The organism is Yersinia sp. 2541 StPb PI (assembly GCF_052217145.1).
GTDB lineage: Bacteria > Pseudomonadota > Gammaproteobacteria > Enterobacterales > Enterobacteriaceae > Yersinia > Yersinia enterocolitica_E.
Genome location: NZ_JAZGQB010000001.1, coordinates 469,707 through 487,531, shown reverse-complemented (window position 1 = coordinate 487,531; position 17,825 = coordinate 469,707). Strand labels below are relative to the sequence as shown.

Here is a 17,825-nt window from a genome sequence, read left to right as displayed (position 1 = left end):
GTTTTCCACCGAAAATGGGTTACCAACAGTCAGCTTCTACCAACGGATCGGGATTATACCTAATAAAGGACTCTGCATGCCTCTTGCGATAACACTATTAATCATCGGCTTGGTCTTATTAGTGTATGGCGCTGATCGATTAGTTTATGGCGCCGCTGTGTTATCCCGTTCTTTCGGCATCCCCCCCCTTATTATTGGGATGACCATCGTCGGTATCGGCACATCGCTACCTGAGTTGATCGTTTCGGTGACTGCAGCACTGAATAATCAAACCGATATGGCGGTTGGGAATGTGCTTGGCTCTAATATTACCAATTTACTGCTGATTGTCGGTGGTGCAGCCCTTATACGCCCATTAACAGTACGATCAGAGATTTTACGCCGTGAATTACCGTTGATGCTGGTAGTGACGGTGCTATGTGGTTTCCTGCTGGCTGATAACCATCTCAGCCGTGGAGATGGTATTATTTTGCTGGTAGCAGCAGCGGCGTTTATTATTCTGATGCTGAAAATTGCCCGTCTGGCCCATGTGGAAGGCAATGACATCCTGACTCGCGAACAGTTGGCTGAATTGCCTCAAGACAGTAGCAATACCGTCGCTCTTTTGTGGTTAGTGTTAGCTTTCATTATCTTGCCACTCTCGGCCAAAATGATTATCGATAATGCCACGGTCATTGCCCGGGTCGCAGGTGTCAGTGAACTGGTTATAGGGCTGACTGTTATTGCCATTGGCACCAGTTTGCCTGAACTGGCTACTTTTATCGCTGGCGCGCTGAAAGGGGAAGATGATATGGCGGTCGGCAATATCATCGGTTCGAACATTTTTAATATTGTGATTGTGTTAGGTGTACCTGCTCTGCTCTCCCCTGGCGATATTAATCCAGAAGCTTTCCAGCGCGACTATTGGGTGATGCTCGGTGTCAGTGTGATATTTACCCTTCTTTGCCTGGGGCGTAAACATCGCATCGGTCATATGGCAGGTGCTCTGTTATTATGTGGGTTTATCGCTTATCTAGCGGTGCTGTTTTTTGCACCCTTTAATGTGGCATAACCATGTTCATTCAATGGGAACCAAGTATGTCTTCTTATGATTTACAGCCAGCAACTGATTCACCGTCGGGTATTAACTCATTGCCAAGAGTGGATTTTCAACAGGCGGGTAAACAGGTGCTGCAGATTGAGCGCGAAGGACTGGCACAACTCGATCAATATATTAATGACGATTTTGCCAAAGCCTGCGATGCAATATTTAACTGCCATGGCAAAGTTGTGGTTATGGGGATGGGCAAATCTGGCCATATTGGTTGCAAAATTGCCGCCACCTTCGCCAGCACGGGAACACCTGCCTTTTTCGTCCACCCCGGTGAAGCCAGTCATGGCGATCTCGGCATGGTCACGCCACAAGATATTGTGCTCGCCATCTCTAATTCAGGGGAATCTAACGAGATCCTCGCTCTCATCCCGGTTCTAAAGCGCCAAAAAATTCCGCTAATCTGCATGAGCAATAATCCTGAAAGTAGCATGGGTAAAGCGGCCGATATTCATTTGTGCATCAAGGTCCCACAAGAGGCCTGCCCATTAGGGTTGGCGCCGACCACCAGTACCACAGCCACCTTGGTGATGGGGGACGCGCTTGCAGTTGCATTGTTACAGGCCCGAGGCTTCACTCAAGAAGATTTTGCTCTCTCCCATCCAGGCGGAGCACTGGGGCGCAAGTTACTGTTGCGAATCAGCGATATCATGCACACTGGTGCAGAGCTCCCGCACATCAGTCCCGATGCGTCATTACGCGATGCGTTACTGGAGATTACTCGGAAGAATCTGGGTTTAACTGTCATCTGTGACGATTTGATGATGATTAAAGGTATCTTTACCGACGGTGACTTGCGCCGAATATTTGATTTGGGTGTCGATCTGAATAACGCGAAAATTGCAGATGTAATGACCAGTGGCGGTATTCGAGTCCCTCCAACCATGTTGGCTGTGGATGCACTCAACCTGATGGAGTTGCGCCATATTACCGCCGTATTGGTCGCAGATGGCGATCAGTTGCTGGGTGTGGTGCATATGCATGACATGCTGAGAGCCGGCGTGGTCTAACCGTGGACTGTCTGGTGAATAAAACAGCTAACAACGCCGCAACGTCAAGTAAGAAGAGTTTCCCAAATTAATTGGGGTTGCAGCTAGGCTGCAAACGAATGCATCCCGATGAGCTTGCATAGTCAAGTGATTCGGGTGAAAGAGAGCAGCTAACAACGCTGCAACGTCAAGTAAGAAGGGTTTCCCAAATTAATTGGGGTTGCAGCTAGGCAGCAAACGAGTGCATCCCGATGAGCTTACACTAGTAAGTGATTCGGGTGAAAGAGAGCAGCTAACAACGCTGCAACGTCAAGTAAGAAGGGTAAAATGAGCGACACCGTATATCAGGACACATGCTATGGACCAGTAGCCGACACTGTGATGTCACGTGCGGCGAAAATTCGCCTACTGATTTGTGATGTCGATGGTGTGATGTCCGACGGCCTGATTTATATGGGTAATCAGGGCGAAGAGCTGAAAGCTTTCAACGTGCGTGATGGCTATGGTATCCGCTGCCTGATAACCTCAGGTATTGAAGTAGCCATTATTACTGGCCGTCGCGCAAAATTACTGGAAGACCGCGCCAACACCTTAGGCATTACCCACCTTTATCAAGGGCAATCTGATAAGCTGGTGGCCTATAACGAATTGTTGGTAGCATTAGCATGCCAGCCTGAGCAGGTTGCTTATATTGGGGATGACCTGATTGATTGGCCGGTCATGGCACAAGTTGGGTTATCTGTTGCAGTCGCGGATGCCCATCCGTTACTTCTTCCCAAGGCACATTATGTGACGCGAATCCATGGCGGGCGCGGTGCAGTACGCGAGATATGTGATTTGATATTATTAGCTCAAGATAAACTTGAAGGTGCCAAAGGATTGTCGATATGAGTAAAACAAGACTATGGATAACATTATCCTTGGCACTGATTGCTTTGGCATTGATTGGCTGGAATATATCCGGCTTTAATCAGCAGGACACACAAACCGTGGCCACTGATAATGAGCCCTCTTCGCAGAGCCAGCATACTGTGACCGTGGTATTCAATCCGGTCGGGCAATTGAATTATAAATTGGTGGCTGAAGACGTACAAAACTTCAGCACTCAAGAGTTAACCTGGTTTACCAAACCGGTCATGACTCTGTTTGCGGAGAATGCAGTCGCTACTTGGACAGTGCGCGCCGACCGCGCCAAATTGACCAATGATAAGATGCTGTATTTGTATGGTCATGTTGAAGTTGATAGCCTGACACCAGACGCACAGTTACAAAAAATTAAAACCGATAACGCCCAGGTTAATTTGATCACTCAGGATGTATCCTCAGACGATGAAGTTACCCTCTTTGGTGTTGGATTCACATCTAACGGCATGAAAATGCGTGGGAACTTGCGGGACAAAACCGCTGAGCTGATTGAAAAGGTTAAAACCTCTTATGAAATCCAAAAATAAACTTCGTCATTTTTTGCTTGCCAGTTCACTTTTGGCCGCAAGCCTGCCCGCTCTGGCGTTAACGGGTGATACTGATCAGCCCGTCACGGTTGACTCCGTTAAACAAGCGTTAGATATGGAGGCCAATACTGTCACATTTACCGACAATGTGGTTATCAAGCAAGGTACCATTGAGATTAAAGCTGATAAAGTCGTGGTTACGCGCCCAGGCGGTGATCAAAGCAAAATGGTCATTGAAGGTTATGGTAATCCAGTCACTTTCTACCAGATGCAAGACAGTGGCAAACCCGTAAAAGGCCATGGGCAGAAACTGCGTTATGAAGTCGCAAATGATTTTGTGGTGTTGACTGGCAATGCTTATCTGGAGCAACTTGATAGTAATATCAAAGGTGATCGCATCACTTATCTGGTGAAAAAACAGCAGATGGAAGCCTTCAGTGATAAAGGCAACCGCGTCACCACCGTGTTATTACCGTCCCAATTACAAGACAAAGGGCCAGCAGCTTCAGGCCAAAAGAAGAGTAAGTAATCATTTATGGCAACATTAATCGCAGAAAAGCTGGCTAAGGCGTACAAAGGCCGTAAAGTGGTCGAAGACGTAAGCCTCAATGTGAAATCCGGTGAGATAGTGGGCCTGCTTGGGCCGAACGGCGCAGGGAAAACTACCACTTTTTATATGGTCGTCGGCATTGTCCAGCGTGACGCCGGGCGTATTGTGATTGATGACGAAGATATCAGCCTCTTGCCTCTCCATGAACGCGCTCGTCGCGGTATTGGTTATTTACCGCAAGAAGCCTCTATTTTCCGCCGCCTGAGTGTATTTAACAACTTAATGGCGGTGCTGGAGATCCGTAAAGACCTCTCTGTTGAGCAGCGTGAGGAACGGGCTGATGAATTAATGGAAGAGTTCCATATCACCCATTTACGTGACAACTTGGGGCAATCGCTTTCCGGTGGTGAACGCCGCCGTGTTGAAATAGCCCGTGCACTGGCGGCAAATCCTAAGTTTATTCTGCTGGATGAGCCTTTTGCCGGGGTTGATCCGATTTCCGTTATCGATATTAAAAAAATTATTGAACATCTACGCGACAGTGGTCTTGGCGTTCTTATTACCGACCATAACGTGCGTGAAACGTTAGACGTCTGTGAGCGGGCTTATATCGTAAGCCAGGGTCATTTAATCGCTCACGGTACGCCACAGGAAATCCTGGCTGACGAACAAGTTAAGCGTGTTTACCTCGGTGAAGAATTCCGTCTCTGACCTTTTTCCAATACCCAATAGATTTCAAGGTGCAGGAAGGCGGCAAACAATAAAATCGGTCATAAATCGATTTAAACAGCATTTATGCTAGCCCGCAGGTGCGGCCAAGTAACCGGCAGCCAATACCCCTGCAATTTGAAAGATGACGGATATTCCTTCATCTATAAAGGAAAATTGATACCGCATTATGAAGCAAGGTTTGCAACTCAAGTTCAGCCAACAACTGGCTATGACTCCGCAGCTTCAACAGGCTATTCGCTTGTTGCAGCTTTCTACACTTGAACTCCAGCAGGAGATTCAGTTAGCGCTGGAGAGTAACCCCCTGCTTGAGCAAACTGATCTTCATGAAGAGATAGATGCAAAAGAGACCGTAGACAGTGAATCGCTTGATACCCGCGAGGCGCTGGAACAAAAAGATATGCCCGAAGAGTTGCCACTTGATGCCACCTGGGATGAGATCTACACCGCAGGCACGCCATCAGGAATGGGCAATGATTATAGCGATGATGAGTTGCCGGTTTATCAAGGGGAAACGACCCAAACGCTACAAGACTACCTGATGTGGCAAGTGGATTTAACCCCATTCTCTGATACTGATGTTGCCATTGCGACCTCTATCGTGGATGCGGTCGATGAAACCGGTTACCTTACGGTGCCACTGGAAGATATTCTGGAAAGCATGGGGGACGAGAACGTCGCACTGGATGAAGTAGAAGCGGTGCTTAAGCGGATACAACACTTTGATCCTATTGGTGTCGCGGCACGTAACCTGCGTGAATGTCTGTTGGTACAGTTGTCACAATATGACAAAGATACCCCCTATCTTGCCGAAGCACGTCTGGTGGTTAGCGATTATCTGGATTTGCTGGGTAACCATGATTTCCGTACGATGATCCGCTTGAGTCGGCTAAAAGAAGATACACTTAAAGAAGCGATCGGCCTGATTCAGTCTCTGGATCCGCGTCCGGGTCAATCCATCAATACCGGGGAGTCCGAGTACGTCATTCCCGATGTTTTGGTGCGTAAAGACAAAGATCAATGGACGGTCGAGCTGAATGCCGATAGCATTCCACGCCTAAAAATCAACCAGCAGTATGCGGCGATGGGTAGCAGTACCCGCAATGACAGTGACGGGCAGTTTATCCGTAGCAATTTGCAAGAAGCAAAATGGTTGATAAAAAGTCTTGAAAGCCGCAATGAAACACTGCTGAAGGTGGCGCGTTGTATTGTAGAGCAGCAAGTAGCGTTTTTTGAGAATGGGCCTGAATTTATGAAACCCATGGTACTGGCCGATATCGCCCAGGCTGTGGATATGCATGAGTCGACAATCTCTCGCGTGACCACGCAGAAGTTCCTGCACAGTCCACGGGGTATTTTCGAGCTAAAATATTTCTTCTCCAGCCACGTCAATACTGATAGCGGAGGTGAAGCTTCTTCCACTGCAATTCGTGCACTGGTGAAAAAATTGGTTGCAGCAGAAAATCCTGCTAAACCTCTTAGTGACAGTAAGCTGACCACATTATTATGTGAACAAGGCATCATGGTGGCACGGCGTACCGTCGCGAAGTACCGAGAGTCGTTATCCATCCCGCCGTCAAATCAGCGTAAACAGTTGGTTTGACCTGAACTGAGAAGGAAGACACTATGCAGCTCAATATTACCGGACATCATGTCGAAATAACCGAAGCATTACGCGAGTTTGTTACCACTAAATTTGCCAAACTTGAGCAATATTTTGATCGCATTAACCAGGTATATGTGGTTTTAAGTGTTGAGAAAGTAAAACAAATTGCAGAAGCAACGGTACATGTGAATGGAGGCGAGTTGCACGCAAGCTCAGAGCAGGAGGATATGTACGCCGCAATTGATATTTTGGTTGATAAACTGGCCCGCCAGTTGAACAAACATAAAGACAAATTGAAACAACACTAAGAATCCTTGCGACTGTTATACCCAAAGAACATGGCGTTGCAGGTAGGCAGCAAACGAATGACAAATTGGCCAGAAACCGATTTTAATCGTATTTCTGCAAGCAGGCTTATTCATCTCGATGAACTGACTAAAGTCAGTGATTCGGGTAAGTAAACATAGCGAACAACCCTGTAGTTTCAAGTACAAAGGGTATATTCACCCATAAAGGTTCTACACTCGCTACATAACCGTTTCCAGCGTCGGGAGTGAATCCCCGCCGGAAACGGTTTAAAACAGCGCTTAAGTGAAAGATGAGATGATCAACGATCCAGCATTGCAATTAAGCTCGGTATTAAATATCGAGTGCACCAAAAGCTCCGTACATTGCTCAAGTAAAAAACGGGCTTTGGAAATTATCAGCGAGTTGGCTGCCAAGCAACTTAACCTACCTTCACAGGTGGTTTTCGATGCTGTCTTAACCCGCGAACGTATGGGCAGCACCGGTATTGGTAGTGGTATCGCGATACCTCATGGCAAGTTGGAAGAAGACACACTGCGTGCAGTGGGTGTATTTATCCGTCTGGAACAACCTATTGCCTTCGATGCTATTGATAACCAACCGGTTGATCTGTTATTTGCCTTGTTGGTTCCGGCAGATCAATGTAAAACTCACTTACACACTTTGTCTTTAGTGGCCAAGCGATTAGCTGATAAAACAGTGTGTCGGCGTCTGCGTGCAGCACAAAGTGATGATGAGCTTTATCAAATCATTACTGAATTACCACCGGAAACGGCGTAATTGGGAAAGTGGAAACTATTTTATCCGTTATGCCCGGATCTTGTAGCCGGAATATAGGGTTCTAATGTATACCCAATAAATTTCAAGATGTGGGCAAGCGCTCAACACGCCTACAACTTGAAAGATGACGGGGATAAATACCAAGGGGAGTTACTCACATGGTGCTGATGATTGTCAGCGGCCGTTCCGGTTCAGGGAAGTCTGTTGCTTTGCGCGCATTGGAAGATATGGGCTTTTATTGTGTCGATAACTTGCCTGTGGTTCTGCTGCCGCAATTGGCGAGTACACTTGCCGATAGGAATATCTCTGCCGCAGTGAGCATAGACGTACGTAATATGCCTGAATCACCTGAGGTATTTGAACATGCCATGACTCAACTGCCGGACAGCTTTTCACCACAGTTGCTGTTTTTGGATGCCGATCGCAATACCCTGATTCGTCGCTATAGCGATACCCGTCGCTTGCATCCGTTATCGACCAAAAACCTGTCATTAGAAAGTGCTATTGATGAAGAAAGTGACCTGTTGGAGCCTCTGCGCTCACGGGCTGATCTGATCATTGATACCTCTGAAATGTCAGTGCATGAATTGGCTGAGATGCTGCGTACCCGCCTGTTGGGTAAACGTGAACGCGAATTGACGATGGTGTTTGAGTCTTTTGGCTTTAAACACGGTATCCCCATCGATGCCGATTATGTTTTCGATGTGCGTTTCTTGCCAAACCCGCACTGGGACCCTAAATTACGCCCAATGACAGGTTTGGATAAGCCAGTAATCTCTTTCCTGGATCGCCATACCGAAGTACATAACTTTGTGTATCAGACCCGCAGCTATCTGGAACAGTGGCTGCCGATGCTGGAAACCAATAACCGCAGTTATTTGACGGTTGCCATTGGTTGTACTGGTGGTAAACACCGCTCGGTTTATGTCGCTGAACAGTTGGCCGATTATTTCCGCGCTCGCGGCAAAAATGTCCAATCACGCCACCGTACTCTGGAAAAGCGTAAATAATGACAATCAAGCAGACCGTTGAGATCAAAAACAAGTTGGGGATGCACGCCAGACCCGCAATGAAATTGTTCGAACTGGTTCAGAGTTTTGATGCTGAAGTAATGTTACGCAACGATAGCGGTACCGAAGCTGAGGCCAGCAGTGTTATTGCACTGCTGATGCTGGATTCAGCCAAAGGCCGTCAGATTGAGGTTGAAGCGACCGGCCCTGATGAAATTCAGGCGCTGGCGGCAGTGATTGAGTTATTTAATTCCGGCTTTGATGAAGATTGATTTTCACCGCTCAGGTGAGCGGTGCCCAAACAATCACTAATGGCTGAAGCACACCACCTTTGCTATTCAACATTTTCACACCTATTCCCCTTAACCATCGTCCACGCTGACCGATTCACGTGATTATCGCCTTTTGGTGCTATCCCGGTCCTTTCAATTAAATACAGCGCCCACCCCTTTTCACTGCCAGAAAACCCATGATGCTAACTGATGGCCACCACCAACAGCATGACGCCCATACCAGCACAGATACTCCTCCCTTTCAGCGGCATCGATAAATCGTGGTGTTCTTGTCTGTTGGCCGATACAACCGAGTTTCCTGTTACATCAGTGCCGGTCACACCTGTTGCCCTCTATTCCCTATTGTTCCTCCATTTATAACTCGCTCTAGCTGGATTGATGTTTATTTTTGTGAAAATTTGAATTTTAAATCCACTTTAAATCAAAGCATTACATTACCTCCTTTACCTATTGTTAACAATTGTGAGTTTAATCGCATTTACTTGCTGAAAAAACCCTTACTTTTAACTTTATTAAACATTAAATAACTAAAATTAACATCCTCTATTTCTGTACAACGCCAGCGCGATAACCAAACGGATTTTCGCTGAACCTTGTTCCCCTGCAAATAACTAAAATAAGAGGCTCCATCATGTCTGAATCACCCACTGAACAATTAGTGATACCTAACGTGGTCCCCGCGGAGAACCATGCCTATCGCAAGGCTGCGTGGCATATTTTACCCTTACTGATGCTGTGCTATGTCGTCGCTTATTTAGATCGGGTTAACGTTGGCTTCGCCAAATTGCAGATGGCGGATGACTTACAATTTTCAGAGGCGGTGTATGGATTCGGCGCCGGGATCTTTTTTATTGCCTACTTCTTTCTGGAAATCCCCAGTAACCTGATGCTGCACCGCGTAGGGGCACGGTTGTGGATTGCGCGCATTATGATCACCTGGGGCATCATCTCGGCAGGGATGGCTTTTGTCACCACACCGATGTCATTTTACGTAATGCGTTGCTTGCTGGGAATTGCAGAGGCTGGATTCTATCCCGGCGTCATTCTTTATCTTTCTTATTGGTTCTCAACTAACCGCCGTGGCCGCATGTACGCCTTATTCGCCACCGCCGTTCCATTATCCGGCGTGATAGGCGCACCGTTATCGGGTTGGATCATGGGCGCATTTAATGGATTCCATGGCTTTGCGGGTTGGCAATGGATGTTTATCCTGGAAGGTATCCCATCCGTTTTAATCGGTATTTTGGTGATTTTTAAACTGACTGACCGTATCAGTCATGCCAAATGGCTAACCGACGAAGAGAAAAAGATCTTACAGACCAACATTGATAACGACACACAACATCATGTCCACAGCAGCCTGAAAGAGATTTTCCTGCAACCCCGAGTCTGGTTGCTCACGCTTATCTATTTCTGCCTGATTGCAGGTTTCTACACTATCGGCTTCTGGTTACCGACACTGATCAAAGAGAGTGGGGTAAAAGACGTACTGAGCATTGGTTTGTTAAGTGCCATTCCTTACGGTGCCGCCGCTCTGACCATGATCGTAGTATCACGTAGTGCTGACCGTTTGCGCGAACGGCGCTGGCATCTGGCTTTAACCGCGACATTGGGCGGGATCGGGATGATTATTTCCGCCAGTTTCAGTGACAACATCGTTATTGCCATGATGGGCTTAACTCTGGGTGCCATGGGGGCATTGAGTACCTTGCCACTATTTTGGAGCCTGCCAACTGCGTTCCTCGGTGGAACCGCAGCCGCAGCCGGCATCGCTCTGATTAACTCCTGGGGCAACCTGGCAGGCTTTGTCGCACCTTATATGATGGGCTACCTGAAAGACCTGACCCAAAGCACCACTACCGGAATGCTGATTATTTCCACCATGCTATTTATTGGTGCGGCGCTCGTATTTTTAGTCCCGGCCAAGACAGTAAACCGCTAACAATGCAGATAAAGGATAAGACGATGAACATAATGGTAACAGGAGCTGCGGGCTTTCTTGGTCGTCGGTTGATTGAACATTTACTGACACAGGATTATCTAACCGACCAGCAAGGTCAGCAGCGTCGGATCAGTAAAATTATAGCCTGTGATGTGGTGCCTCTGGAGGCGATTACAGATGAACGGGTACAGGTTTTTTGCGGTGATATCGCTGATCCGCACTGGCTTGCCAGCGTTTTTAATCAACACGTTGACACCGTTTTCCACCTGGCAGCGATTGTCTCCAGTCAGGCAGAAGAAGATTTTGATTTGGGTATGCGGATCAATTTTGATGCTACCCGCAGTTTACTCGAGCGCGCTCGTCAGCTTGGACACTGCCCTAAAGTGATTATCACCAGTTCAGTAGCGGTATTTGGCGGTGAGTTACCGGCTGTCGTGCCGGATGAACAGGTATGGTCGCCTCAGAGTTCCTATGGTACGCAAAAAGCATTAAACGATTTATTGTTAGCAGACTATAGCCGCCGGGGATTTGTTGATGGTCGTAGCCTGCGTATGCCAACCATTGTGGTACGCCCAGGAAAACCAAACCGCGCGGCCTCCAGTTTTGCCAGCGGCATTATCCGTGAGCCGTTGCAAGGTATTGACGTGGTTTGCCCTGTTAGCCTGCAAACACCGTTATGGCTGCTATCGCCGAAGATGGCAATTAATAATCTTATCCATGGTCACCAATTGGATACCAGTCAACTTAAGGGTGGGCGGGTGATTAATTTGCCTGGGCTATCTATTACCGTACAGCAAATGATTGATGCATTGCGGCGTATTGCAGGTGACGCTGTCGCTGATCACATTAAGATTCAGCAAGATCCATTAATTGAGAAAATCGTAAGCTCTTGGCCTGGGGATTTCGCAGCGCATTATGCCAAAGCATTAGGCTTTAAGAGCGATAAGGATTTTGACAGTATCATCAATGATTTTATCCTCGGTAATTTACCTGGCAAGCTAGTCAAATCACTTGAATAGCGGGCGACAAAATCAGGTTGTATTCCCTCCGGTGATAATGCCATCCAGAGGGCGGCCATTGGCGTTAATCATCAGATAATTGAAACCAATCCTGATGAGTAATCGTTTGCTAATCGCAAAAATGCGGCTTTTACCCCTTGCAGAGAAACCACACGCGAGTATAATTCGCCACAATTTGCCGGGAGATATGATGGAAAGCCAAGTGCGTTTTGTTGAAAATGACCCTCTCGATGGTCGACAAAATTGCCTGCCAACAGGCAGCCAACTGCCGTTCTTTCTCCCGTTGCTAAACCGATCCCGTAAAGCCCCTCGTTGAGGGGCTTTTTTTTGTCTGCTGATCGGTGCCGAATTAAGCATTATCACCAATTAAAATATATACCCTAAATAATTCGAGTTGCAGGAAGGCGGCAATTGAGTAAATCCCCAGGAGCTTATTTATTTTAAGGTCAACGACAAGTAAGTCACCGGGGTGAGCGAAAGCAGCCAACACACATGCAGCTGGAAGTATAACGGGTCATAGAGGAGAGCGAAAAATGGCCAACACGTTGTATCACAAACATATCATCTCAATTAACGATTTATGTCGCGACGAACTGGAGTTGGTGCTGCGTACCGCCGCCAGCCTGAAAAGTAGTCCGCAACCTGAGTTGCTAAAACACAAAGTGATCGCCAGTTGCTTTTTCGAAGCCTCGACCCGCACTCGTTTGTCATTTGAAACCTCCATACACCGTTTAGGTGCCTCAGTGGTCGGTTTTTCTGATAGCAGTAATACCTCCCTTGGCAAAAAAGGCGAGACACTGGCAGATACTATGTCAGTCATCAGTACCTATGTGGATGCCATTGTCATGCGTCACCCACAAGAAGGGGCCGCCCGTCTGGCCGCTCAGTTCTCGGGGAATGTACCGGTAGTTAATGCCGGTGACGGTGCAAACCAGCACCCGACGCAAACGCTGCTCGATCTGTTCACCATCCAGGAAACCCAAGGCCGGCTGGATAACATCAATATCGCCATGGTCGGCGACCTGAAATATGGCCGTACCGTGCACTCACTCACGCAGGCGCTAGCCAAATTCACCGGCAACCGCTTCTTCTTTATCGCCCCGGATGCTCTGGCAATGCCTGCTTATATTCTGCAAATGCTGGCAGAAAAAGGTATCGAATACAGCCTGCACGAAAGCATTGAAGAAGTGGTGCCAGAACTGGATATTCTCTACATGACCCGGGTGCAAAAAGAGCGCCTTGACCCGTCAGAGTATGCCAATGTCAAAGCACAGTTTATCTTGCGGGCGGCTGATTTGAATGGCGCGAAAGAGAATCTCAAAGTGCTACACCCGCTGCCAAGAATTGATGAAATAACCACCGATGTCGATAAGACCCCTTATGCCTACTATTTCCAACAGGCAGGTAACGGGATTTTCGCACGTCAGGCACTGCTGGCACTGGTTTTAAACGCAGAATTGGCTCTTTAAGGGGGATTGAACATGACTCAGGATTACAAACTACAGGTTGAAGCGATTAAATGTGGCACTGTGATTGACCATATTCCGGCACAAATCGGCTTTAAATTGTTGTCGCTGTTCAAACTGACCGCCACTGATCAACGTATTACTATTGGATTGAATCTACCGTCTAAACGGTCAGGTCGTAAGGATTTGATTAAAATAGAAAATACCTTCCTGACAGAGCAACAAGCCAACCAACTGGCGATGTATGCACCGGATGCTACCGTTAACCGCATCGATAACTACGAAGTGGTGAAGAAACTGACCCTAAACCTGCCAGAGCAGATCGATGGCGTTCTCACTTGCCCAAACAGTAACTGCATCAGCCACAATGAGCCAGTCGACTCCAGCTTTAAAGTAAAAGCACAACAAGGTGAAATCCACCTTAAATGTAAATATTGCGAGAAAGAGTTTGATCACCAGGTAGTGCTGCAAGCGGATTAATGCTCGGCTTAAGCGAATATTGCTGCCCGTTAATATTTACAATAGTGGCAATATTCGCAGCAATGCAACATCGCAAATTTGATTCGCGTGGGTTGCCGTAACCCACCCCATCTTTATAATATAGAAATAATTAAACCCAATAGATTTCATGGTGCAGGAAAGCGGCAAACGCTGGCCCGTAGGATGAGGCTTATAGTCCCGATGAGCGCAGCCAATATACCAGCAACATGAAAGATGACGGGTTCCTTCCGCATTACGTAACCAGGAGTCAACATGTCACGCAATATCAGCACTGAGCTCGCCCCTGCCGCCATCGGCCCTTATGTTCAAGGTGTCGATCTGGGTAGTATGATCCTCACGTCAGGCCAGATCCCTGTTGATCCAAAAACAGGTTTGGTCGCCGATGATGTATCAGCACAGACGCGTCAGTCACTGGAGAATGTAAAAGCTATCGTTGAAGCAGCGGGTTTGAAAGTTGCCGATATCGTGAAAACCACTGTATTTGTGAAAGATCTGAATGACTTCACCACCGTTAATGCCACTTACGAAGCTTTCTTTACTGAACACAATGCGCCATTCCCTGCGCGTTCATGTGTTGAAGTTGCGCGTCTGCCAAAAGATGTGAAGATCGAAATCGAAGCTATCGCGGTACGTCGTTAATTCTGATGTCATTGCGTCTACGGCTGGTGATTACTAGCCGTTTTTTATTGTTATCCTGCTAATATTTTCTCTGTGCCTTTCACAATGCGCTATTGCAGATCATCATGATCATGATGTGGCAACTTTCTGCTCGGTAATAATGCACTACACTCACTAATTGCACCCTAATAGGGCTGAAATCGCTCTAATCCCCTTTATTTTGCCTGTTTTACGAGCTGGCACAGTTTATGCGTGATCACCAATACAGCCTGTTCTGTTAGCGAGGTGATAATGCTGAACATCGACCTTTCCGTATCACGATTTTTCGATGAAATGTTACTGGCTGAGGGGCAACACCGAGGCCATTACGATGCCTATTGGCAATGGTTACAACAGGCCGATCAGCTAACCATTGCGCGTAAGCGTGAAGAAGCTGCACTGCTATTTCACCGGGTAGGCATTACCTTTAATGTGTATGGTGACGATGATGGCGCAGAGCGATTAATACCGTTCGATAGCGTGCCACGCATTATTCCCGCCAGCGAATGGCAAATGCTGGATCGCGGCATTCGCCAGCGCGTACAAGCGTTGAATGCGTTCTTACATGATATTTACCATGAACAACATATCCTGAAAGCGGGCATTATTCCGGCCGAACAAGTGCTGGCGAATGACCAATATCAGCCCTGTATGCAAGGGGTTAACCTGCACCGTGATACTTATGCACATATCATCGGTGTGGATATGGTCCGCAACAACGATGGTCTCTATTACGTGCTGGAAGATAACTTGCGTACCCCGTCCGGCGTCTCGTATATGCTGGAAAACCGTAAAATGATGATGCGGCTCTACCCGGAGTTGTTTGCACAACAACGCATCGCACCTGTTGAGCGCTACCCTTCTCACCTGTTACAAACGCTGCGCGAAAGCACACCGGTCAACGACCCCACCGTCGTGGTGCTAACCCCGGGGCGCTTTAACAGTGCCTATTTTGAACACAGTTTTTTGGCTCAACAGATGGGGGTTGAACTGGTTGAAAGTGCTGACTTATTTGTCAAAGAAGGGGCAGTATTTATGCGAACTACCGCAGGCCCCTGCAAAGTCGATGTTGTCTACCGGCGGGTGGATGATGCCTTCCTCGATCCGCTGGCTTTCCGCCCTGACTCCATGCTCGGTGTCCCCGGACTACTGTCGGTATATCGCGCAGGTGGGGTGGTATTGGCTAATGCGATTGGTACTGGCGTCGCCGATGATAAATCCATCTATCCTTATGTCCCTGAAATGATTCGTTTTTATCTTTCCGAAGAACCTATTCTGGCGAATGTTCCCACCTGGCAATGCCGTCAACCCACTGATCTTTCATATGTATTAGCTAATCTGGATCAGATGGTAGTGAAAGAAGTTCATGGCGCCGGGGGATATGGCATGTTGATTGGCCCTGCGGCGACACAAGCTGAAATAGCCCAATTCCGCCAATTACTCTTGGCGCGACCACAAAATTACATCGCACAAGAAACCCTCGCCCTTTCTACCTGCCCGACCTTTGTGAATAGCGGACTTGCGCCGCGCCATATTGATTTACGTCCTTTTGCCCTGTGTGGTGCAGAAATTCGTTTAGTGCCTGGGGGCTTAACCCGAGTCGCACTGGCAGAAGGGTCGTTGGTCGTTAACTCTTCGCAAGGTGGCGGAACCAAGGATACCTGGGTATTGGAGGACGATGCATGCTAAGCCGAACAGCCAGTGAGCTTTATTGGATGGCCCGCTATCTGGAGCGGGCAGAAAACATCACCAGGGTGCTGGATGTCACCAACCGGTTATCGATGATGCCAACCAGCAATCGGGTGAATTTTGATCTACTGGTGCCACTCAGCCTGAGCAACACCCAGACACTGTTTATCGAGCACTATCCGCAGGTCTCGATGACCCACCTGTTGAATTTCTTCGTGCTCGACAGCAACAACCCCAGCAGTATTTTTAGCTGTTTGCAGATGGCGTGGAACAATGCCCATGCAGTACGCGGCAGCTTATCGTCCGAGGTTTGGGAAAGTATCAATGCCACCTGGATTGAGATGAAACAGCTACGCCGCCAAGGTATCAGCGCTACCGGAATTGATGCCTTTTTTGATTGGGTTAAGGAGCGCTCACATCTATTTCGCGGTGCGGTATATGGCACCTTGCTGCGCAGTGATGCACTGTATTTTATTCGATTGGGTACCTTGATTGAACGGGCTGACAGCACCGCGCGCCTATTGGATGTGAAAAACCAATTACTGGATAGCGACGATGACCCGGTACGCGAATACTACCGGATGGACACCTTATTACGCGCCGTCAGTGCTCGGGAGGCATACCACAGTTTATATAAGCAGCAACTGAGTCGGGAGGCGATTGCTGAGTTACTGATTTTACGCAATGAGATCCCGCGTTCGCTGCTGGCTTGCATTAACGATATGGAACAGCAGTTGGCGTTGATTGGTGGCAATCGTAGCAACCAACCTCGGCGGCTGGTCAATATTTTGCTTGCTGAGCTGCGATTTAGCAGCATTACGGATGTGATGGCCGACGGATTACACAGCTATCTGATGGATTTTTTAGGCAAGATCAACGCTATCGCTGACAGCATCCGCCAAACCTATCTGGAGGTCCAATGAGACTGAATGTCGATCACAGCACCCATTACACCTATGCACAACAGGTGCAACACAGCACTCAGTATCTGCGCCTGACCCCACAGGATTCAGCCCACCAGCGCATTTTATCCTGGCAACTGACCTTACCGGAAGAGGCCATTTGTACCACGGATGCCTTTGGTAATGTGCTACATGTACTCACCCTGGATAAGCCTCATCAAGCCATCACCATTCAAGCTCAGGGCGTGGTAGAGATTGCAGACAATGTAGAAGATGACAGCGGCGACCACCTCTCTCCACTGGTCTTTCTTCGCCACAGCCCATTGACTCAGCCAGATGCCGCCATTCGCCAGTTTGCTTCAGGTTATTGTCAGGGTGCTACCCACGCCGATGCGCAATTAGACTGCCTGACGCAAATGATGGGTGAATTGCTGGCAAAAATGCCCTATAGCCCCGGTACCACCACGGTACAGGACAGTGCGGCACAAGCTTTTGCCGCCGAACAAGGGGTCTGTCAGGATCACACCCACGTCTTTCTTGCCTGTTGCCGAAGTTTAAATATTCCGGCACGCTATGTGAGCGGCTATCTTTATACAGAATCCTCCAGTCATGTCGCGACCCACGCATGGGCAGAAGTGTGGCTGAATGGACACTGGCAGAGCTTTGATGTCACCAATAATACCTGTCAACCGAACCAGCATTTAAAACTGGCGGTGGGCATTGATTATCTGGATGCCTGCCCGGTGCGAGGTATTCGCCGTGGTGGTGGCTTTGAAGATATGCAGACCATCGCAGCCGTGCATATGTTATCTAACCCGCGACGCGATATGTCGCAATAAAGCGCG

20 protein-coding genes are annotated in these 17,825 nt (G+C 48.0%); all 20 read left to right on the top strand.

Going from position 1 to position 17,825, the window contains the following annotated elements; genetic code table 11:
- Window positions 1–76 precede the first annotated feature (76 nt).
- The 20 genes from V1953_RS02110 to V1953_RS02015 all read left to right on the top strand — a co-directional run bounded on the left by V1953_RS02110 (window position 77) and on the right by V1953_RS02015 (window position 17,819).
- Window positions 77–1,051 carry a calcium/sodium antiporter gene (locus V1953_RS02110; protein ID WP_102970525.1) on the top strand — a complete coding sequence of 325 codons (975 nt, stop codon included), beginning with the start codon at window positions 77–79 and terminating at the stop codon, window positions 1,049–1,051.
- Window positions 1,052–1,077: 26 nt separating this feature from the next.
- Window positions 1,078–2,100: an arabinose-5-phosphate isomerase KdsD gene (gene kdsD, locus V1953_RS02105; RefSeq protein WP_227746579.1), complete on the top strand. Its 1,023-nt coding sequence runs from the start codon at window positions 1,078–1,080 to the stop codon at window positions 2,098–2,100.
- 306 nt (window positions 2,101–2,406) lie between these two features.
- Entirely contained in the window at window positions 2,407–2,970 is a 564-nt protein-coding gene (kdsC, locus tag V1953_RS02100) for a 3-deoxy-manno-octulosonate-8-phosphatase KdsC (RefSeq protein ID WP_083162270.1), read from the top strand.
- Window positions 2,967–3,530, top strand: a complete 564-nt coding sequence (gene lptC, locus V1953_RS02095) for an LPS export ABC transporter periplasmic protein LptC (protein ID WP_083162268.1) — start codon at window positions 2,967–2,969, stop codon at window positions 3,528–3,530. The genes kdsC and lptC overlap by 4 nt, the downstream gene beginning before the upstream one ends.
- Complete coding sequence (lptA, locus tag V1953_RS02090; RefSeq protein ID WP_050087620.1) at window positions 3,514–4,059, top strand: lipopolysaccharide ABC transporter substrate-binding protein LptA; 546 nt, start codon at window positions 3,514–3,516, stop codon at window positions 4,057–4,059. The genes lptC and lptA overlap by 17 nt, the downstream gene beginning before the upstream one ends.
- Window positions 4,060–4,065: 6 nt before the next feature.
- Window positions 4,066–4,791: an LPS export ABC transporter ATP-binding protein gene (gene lptB / locus V1953_RS02085; RefSeq protein ID WP_083162266.1), complete on the top strand. Its 726-nt coding sequence runs from the start codon at window positions 4,066–4,068 to the stop codon at window positions 4,789–4,791.
- Between the two features lie 187 nt (window positions 4,792–4,978).
- Window positions 4,979–6,412 carry an RNA polymerase factor sigma-54 gene (gene rpoN, locus V1953_RS02080; RefSeq protein WP_083162264.1) on the top strand — a complete coding sequence of 478 codons (1,434 nt, stop codon included), beginning with the start codon at window positions 4,979–4,981 and terminating at the stop codon, window positions 6,410–6,412.
- A gap of 23 nt (window positions 6,413–6,435) precedes the next feature.
- Window positions 6,436–6,723: a ribosome hibernation promoting factor gene (gene hpf / locus V1953_RS02075; protein ID WP_004392031.1), complete on the top strand. Its 288-nt coding sequence runs from the start codon at window positions 6,436–6,438 to the stop codon at window positions 6,721–6,723.
- Window positions 6,724–7,018: 295 nt separating this feature from the next.
- Window positions 7,019–7,501 carry a PTS IIA-like nitrogen regulatory protein PtsN gene (gene ptsN / locus V1953_RS02070; protein ID WP_032906970.1) on the top strand — a complete coding sequence of 161 codons (483 nt, stop codon included), beginning with the start codon at window positions 7,019–7,021 and terminating at the stop codon, window positions 7,499–7,501.
- 158 nt (window positions 7,502–7,659) lie between these two features.
- Entirely contained in the window at window positions 7,660–8,511 is an 852-nt protein-coding gene (gene rapZ, locus V1953_RS02065) for an RNase adapter RapZ (protein ID WP_019212425.1), read from the top strand.
- Window positions 8,511–8,783: a PTS phosphocarrier protein NPr gene (npr, locus tag V1953_RS02060; RefSeq protein ID WP_019212424.1), complete on the top strand. Its 273-nt coding sequence runs from the start codon at window positions 8,511–8,513 to the stop codon at window positions 8,781–8,783. The genes rapZ and npr overlap by 1 nt, the downstream gene beginning before the upstream one ends.
- 652 nt (window positions 8,784–9,435) lie before the next feature.
- Window positions 9,436–10,746 (top strand): MFS transporter, encoded by a 1,311-nt coding sequence (locus tag V1953_RS02055; protein WP_442850594.1) that lies wholly within the window; start codon window positions 9,436–9,438, stop codon window positions 10,744–10,746.
- Window positions 10,747–10,769: 23 nt separating this feature from the next.
- On the top strand, window positions 10,770–11,765 hold the full coding sequence (denD, locus tag V1953_RS02050; protein ID WP_083162260.1) for a D-erythronate dehydrogenase: 996 nt from the start codon (window positions 10,770–10,772) through the stop codon (window positions 11,763–11,765).
- 187 nt (window positions 11,766–11,952) lie between these two features.
- Window positions 11,953–12,081: a hypothetical protein gene (locus V1953_RS02045; protein ID WP_420071122.1), complete on the top strand. Its 129-nt coding sequence runs from the start codon at window positions 11,953–11,955 to the stop codon at window positions 12,079–12,081.
- A 217-nt stretch (window positions 12,082–12,298) separates the two neighbouring features.
- Window positions 12,299–13,234: an aspartate carbamoyltransferase gene (gene pyrB / locus V1953_RS02040; RefSeq protein WP_083162258.1), complete on the top strand. Its 936-nt coding sequence runs from the start codon at window positions 12,299–12,301 to the stop codon at window positions 13,232–13,234.
- A gap of 12 nt (window positions 13,235–13,246) precedes the next feature.
- Window positions 13,247–13,711 carry an aspartate carbamoyltransferase regulatory subunit gene (gene pyrI, locus V1953_RS02035; protein ID WP_442850593.1) on the top strand — a complete coding sequence of 155 codons (465 nt, stop codon included), beginning with the start codon at window positions 13,247–13,249 and terminating at the stop codon, window positions 13,709–13,711.
- 273 nt (window positions 13,712–13,984) lie between these two features.
- The gene (ridA, locus tag V1953_RS02030; RefSeq protein WP_083162254.1) at window positions 13,985–14,371 is read left to right on the top strand and encodes a 2-iminobutanoate/2-iminopropanoate deaminase; all 387 of its coding nucleotides are present in this window, start codon (window positions 13,985–13,987) and stop codon (window positions 14,369–14,371) included.
- A gap of 270 nt (window positions 14,372–14,641) precedes the next feature.
- Window positions 14,642–16,078, top strand: a complete 1,437-nt coding sequence (locus V1953_RS02025; RefSeq protein WP_442820459.1) for a circularly permuted type 2 ATP-grasp protein — start codon at window positions 14,642–14,644, stop codon at window positions 16,076–16,078.
- The gene (locus tag V1953_RS02020; protein WP_083162250.1) at window positions 16,072–17,001 is read left to right on the top strand and encodes an alpha-E domain-containing protein; all 930 of its coding nucleotides are present in this window, start codon (window positions 16,072–16,074) and stop codon (window positions 16,999–17,001) included. The genes V1953_RS02025 and V1953_RS02020 overlap by 7 nt, the downstream gene beginning before the upstream one ends.
- Entirely contained in the window at window positions 16,998–17,819 is an 822-nt protein-coding gene (locus V1953_RS02015) for a transglutaminase family protein (RefSeq protein WP_372560426.1), read from the top strand. The genes V1953_RS02020 and V1953_RS02015 overlap by 4 nt, the downstream gene beginning before the upstream one ends.
- Window positions 17,820–17,825 lie beyond the last annotated feature (6 nt).

Coding starts and splice junctions, on each gene's coding strand:
- V1953_RS02110 (WP_102970525.1), top strand. CDS start 77: ATGCCTCTTGCGATAACACTATTAATCATCGGCTTGGTCTTATTAGTG.
- kdsD (WP_227746579.1), top strand. CDS start 1,078: ATGTCTTCTTATGATTTACAGCCAGCAACTGATTCACCGTCGGGTATT.
- kdsC (WP_083162270.1), top strand. CDS start 2,407: ATGAGCGACACCGTATATCAGGACACATGCTATGGACCAGTAGCCGAC.
- lptC (WP_083162268.1), top strand. CDS start 2,967: ATGAGTAAAACAAGACTATGGATAACATTATCCTTGGCACTGATTGCT.
- lptA (WP_050087620.1), top strand. CDS start 3,514: ATGAAATCCAAAAATAAACTTCGTCATTTTTTGCTTGCCAGTTCACTT.
- lptB (WP_083162266.1), top strand. CDS start 4,066: ATGGCAACATTAATCGCAGAAAAGCTGGCTAAGGCGTACAAAGGCCGT.
- rpoN (WP_083162264.1), top strand. CDS start 4,979: ATGAAGCAAGGTTTGCAACTCAAGTTCAGCCAACAACTGGCTATGACT.
- hpf (WP_004392031.1), top strand. CDS start 6,436: ATGCAGCTCAATATTACCGGACATCATGTCGAAATAACCGAAGCATTA.
- ptsN (WP_032906970.1), top strand. CDS start 7,019: ATGATCAACGATCCAGCATTGCAATTAAGCTCGGTATTAAATATCGAG.
- rapZ (WP_019212425.1), top strand. CDS start 7,660: ATGGTGCTGATGATTGTCAGCGGCCGTTCCGGTTCAGGGAAGTCTGTT.
- npr (WP_019212424.1), top strand. CDS start 8,511: ATGACAATCAAGCAGACCGTTGAGATCAAAAACAAGTTGGGGATGCAC.
- V1953_RS02055 (WP_442850594.1), top strand. CDS start 9,436: ATGTCTGAATCACCCACTGAACAATTAGTGATACCTAACGTGGTCCCC.
- denD (WP_083162260.1), top strand. CDS start 10,770: ATGAACATAATGGTAACAGGAGCTGCGGGCTTTCTTGGTCGTCGGTTG.
- V1953_RS02045 (WP_420071122.1), top strand. CDS start 11,953: ATGATGGAAAGCCAAGTGCGTTTTGTTGAAAATGACCCTCTCGATGGT.
- pyrB (WP_083162258.1), top strand. CDS start 12,299: ATGGCCAACACGTTGTATCACAAACATATCATCTCAATTAACGATTTA.
- pyrI (WP_442850593.1), top strand. CDS start 13,247: ATGACTCAGGATTACAAACTACAGGTTGAAGCGATTAAATGTGGCACT.
- ridA (WP_083162254.1), top strand. CDS start 13,985: ATGTCACGCAATATCAGCACTGAGCTCGCCCCTGCCGCCATCGGCCCT.
- V1953_RS02025 (WP_442820459.1), top strand. CDS start 14,642: ATGCTGAACATCGACCTTTCCGTATCACGATTTTTCGATGAAATGTTA.
- V1953_RS02020 (WP_083162250.1), top strand. CDS start 16,072: ATGCTAAGCCGAACAGCCAGTGAGCTTTATTGGATGGCCCGCTATCTG.
- V1953_RS02015 (WP_372560426.1), top strand. CDS start 16,998: ATGAGACTGAATGTCGATCACAGCACCCATTACACCTATGCACAACAG.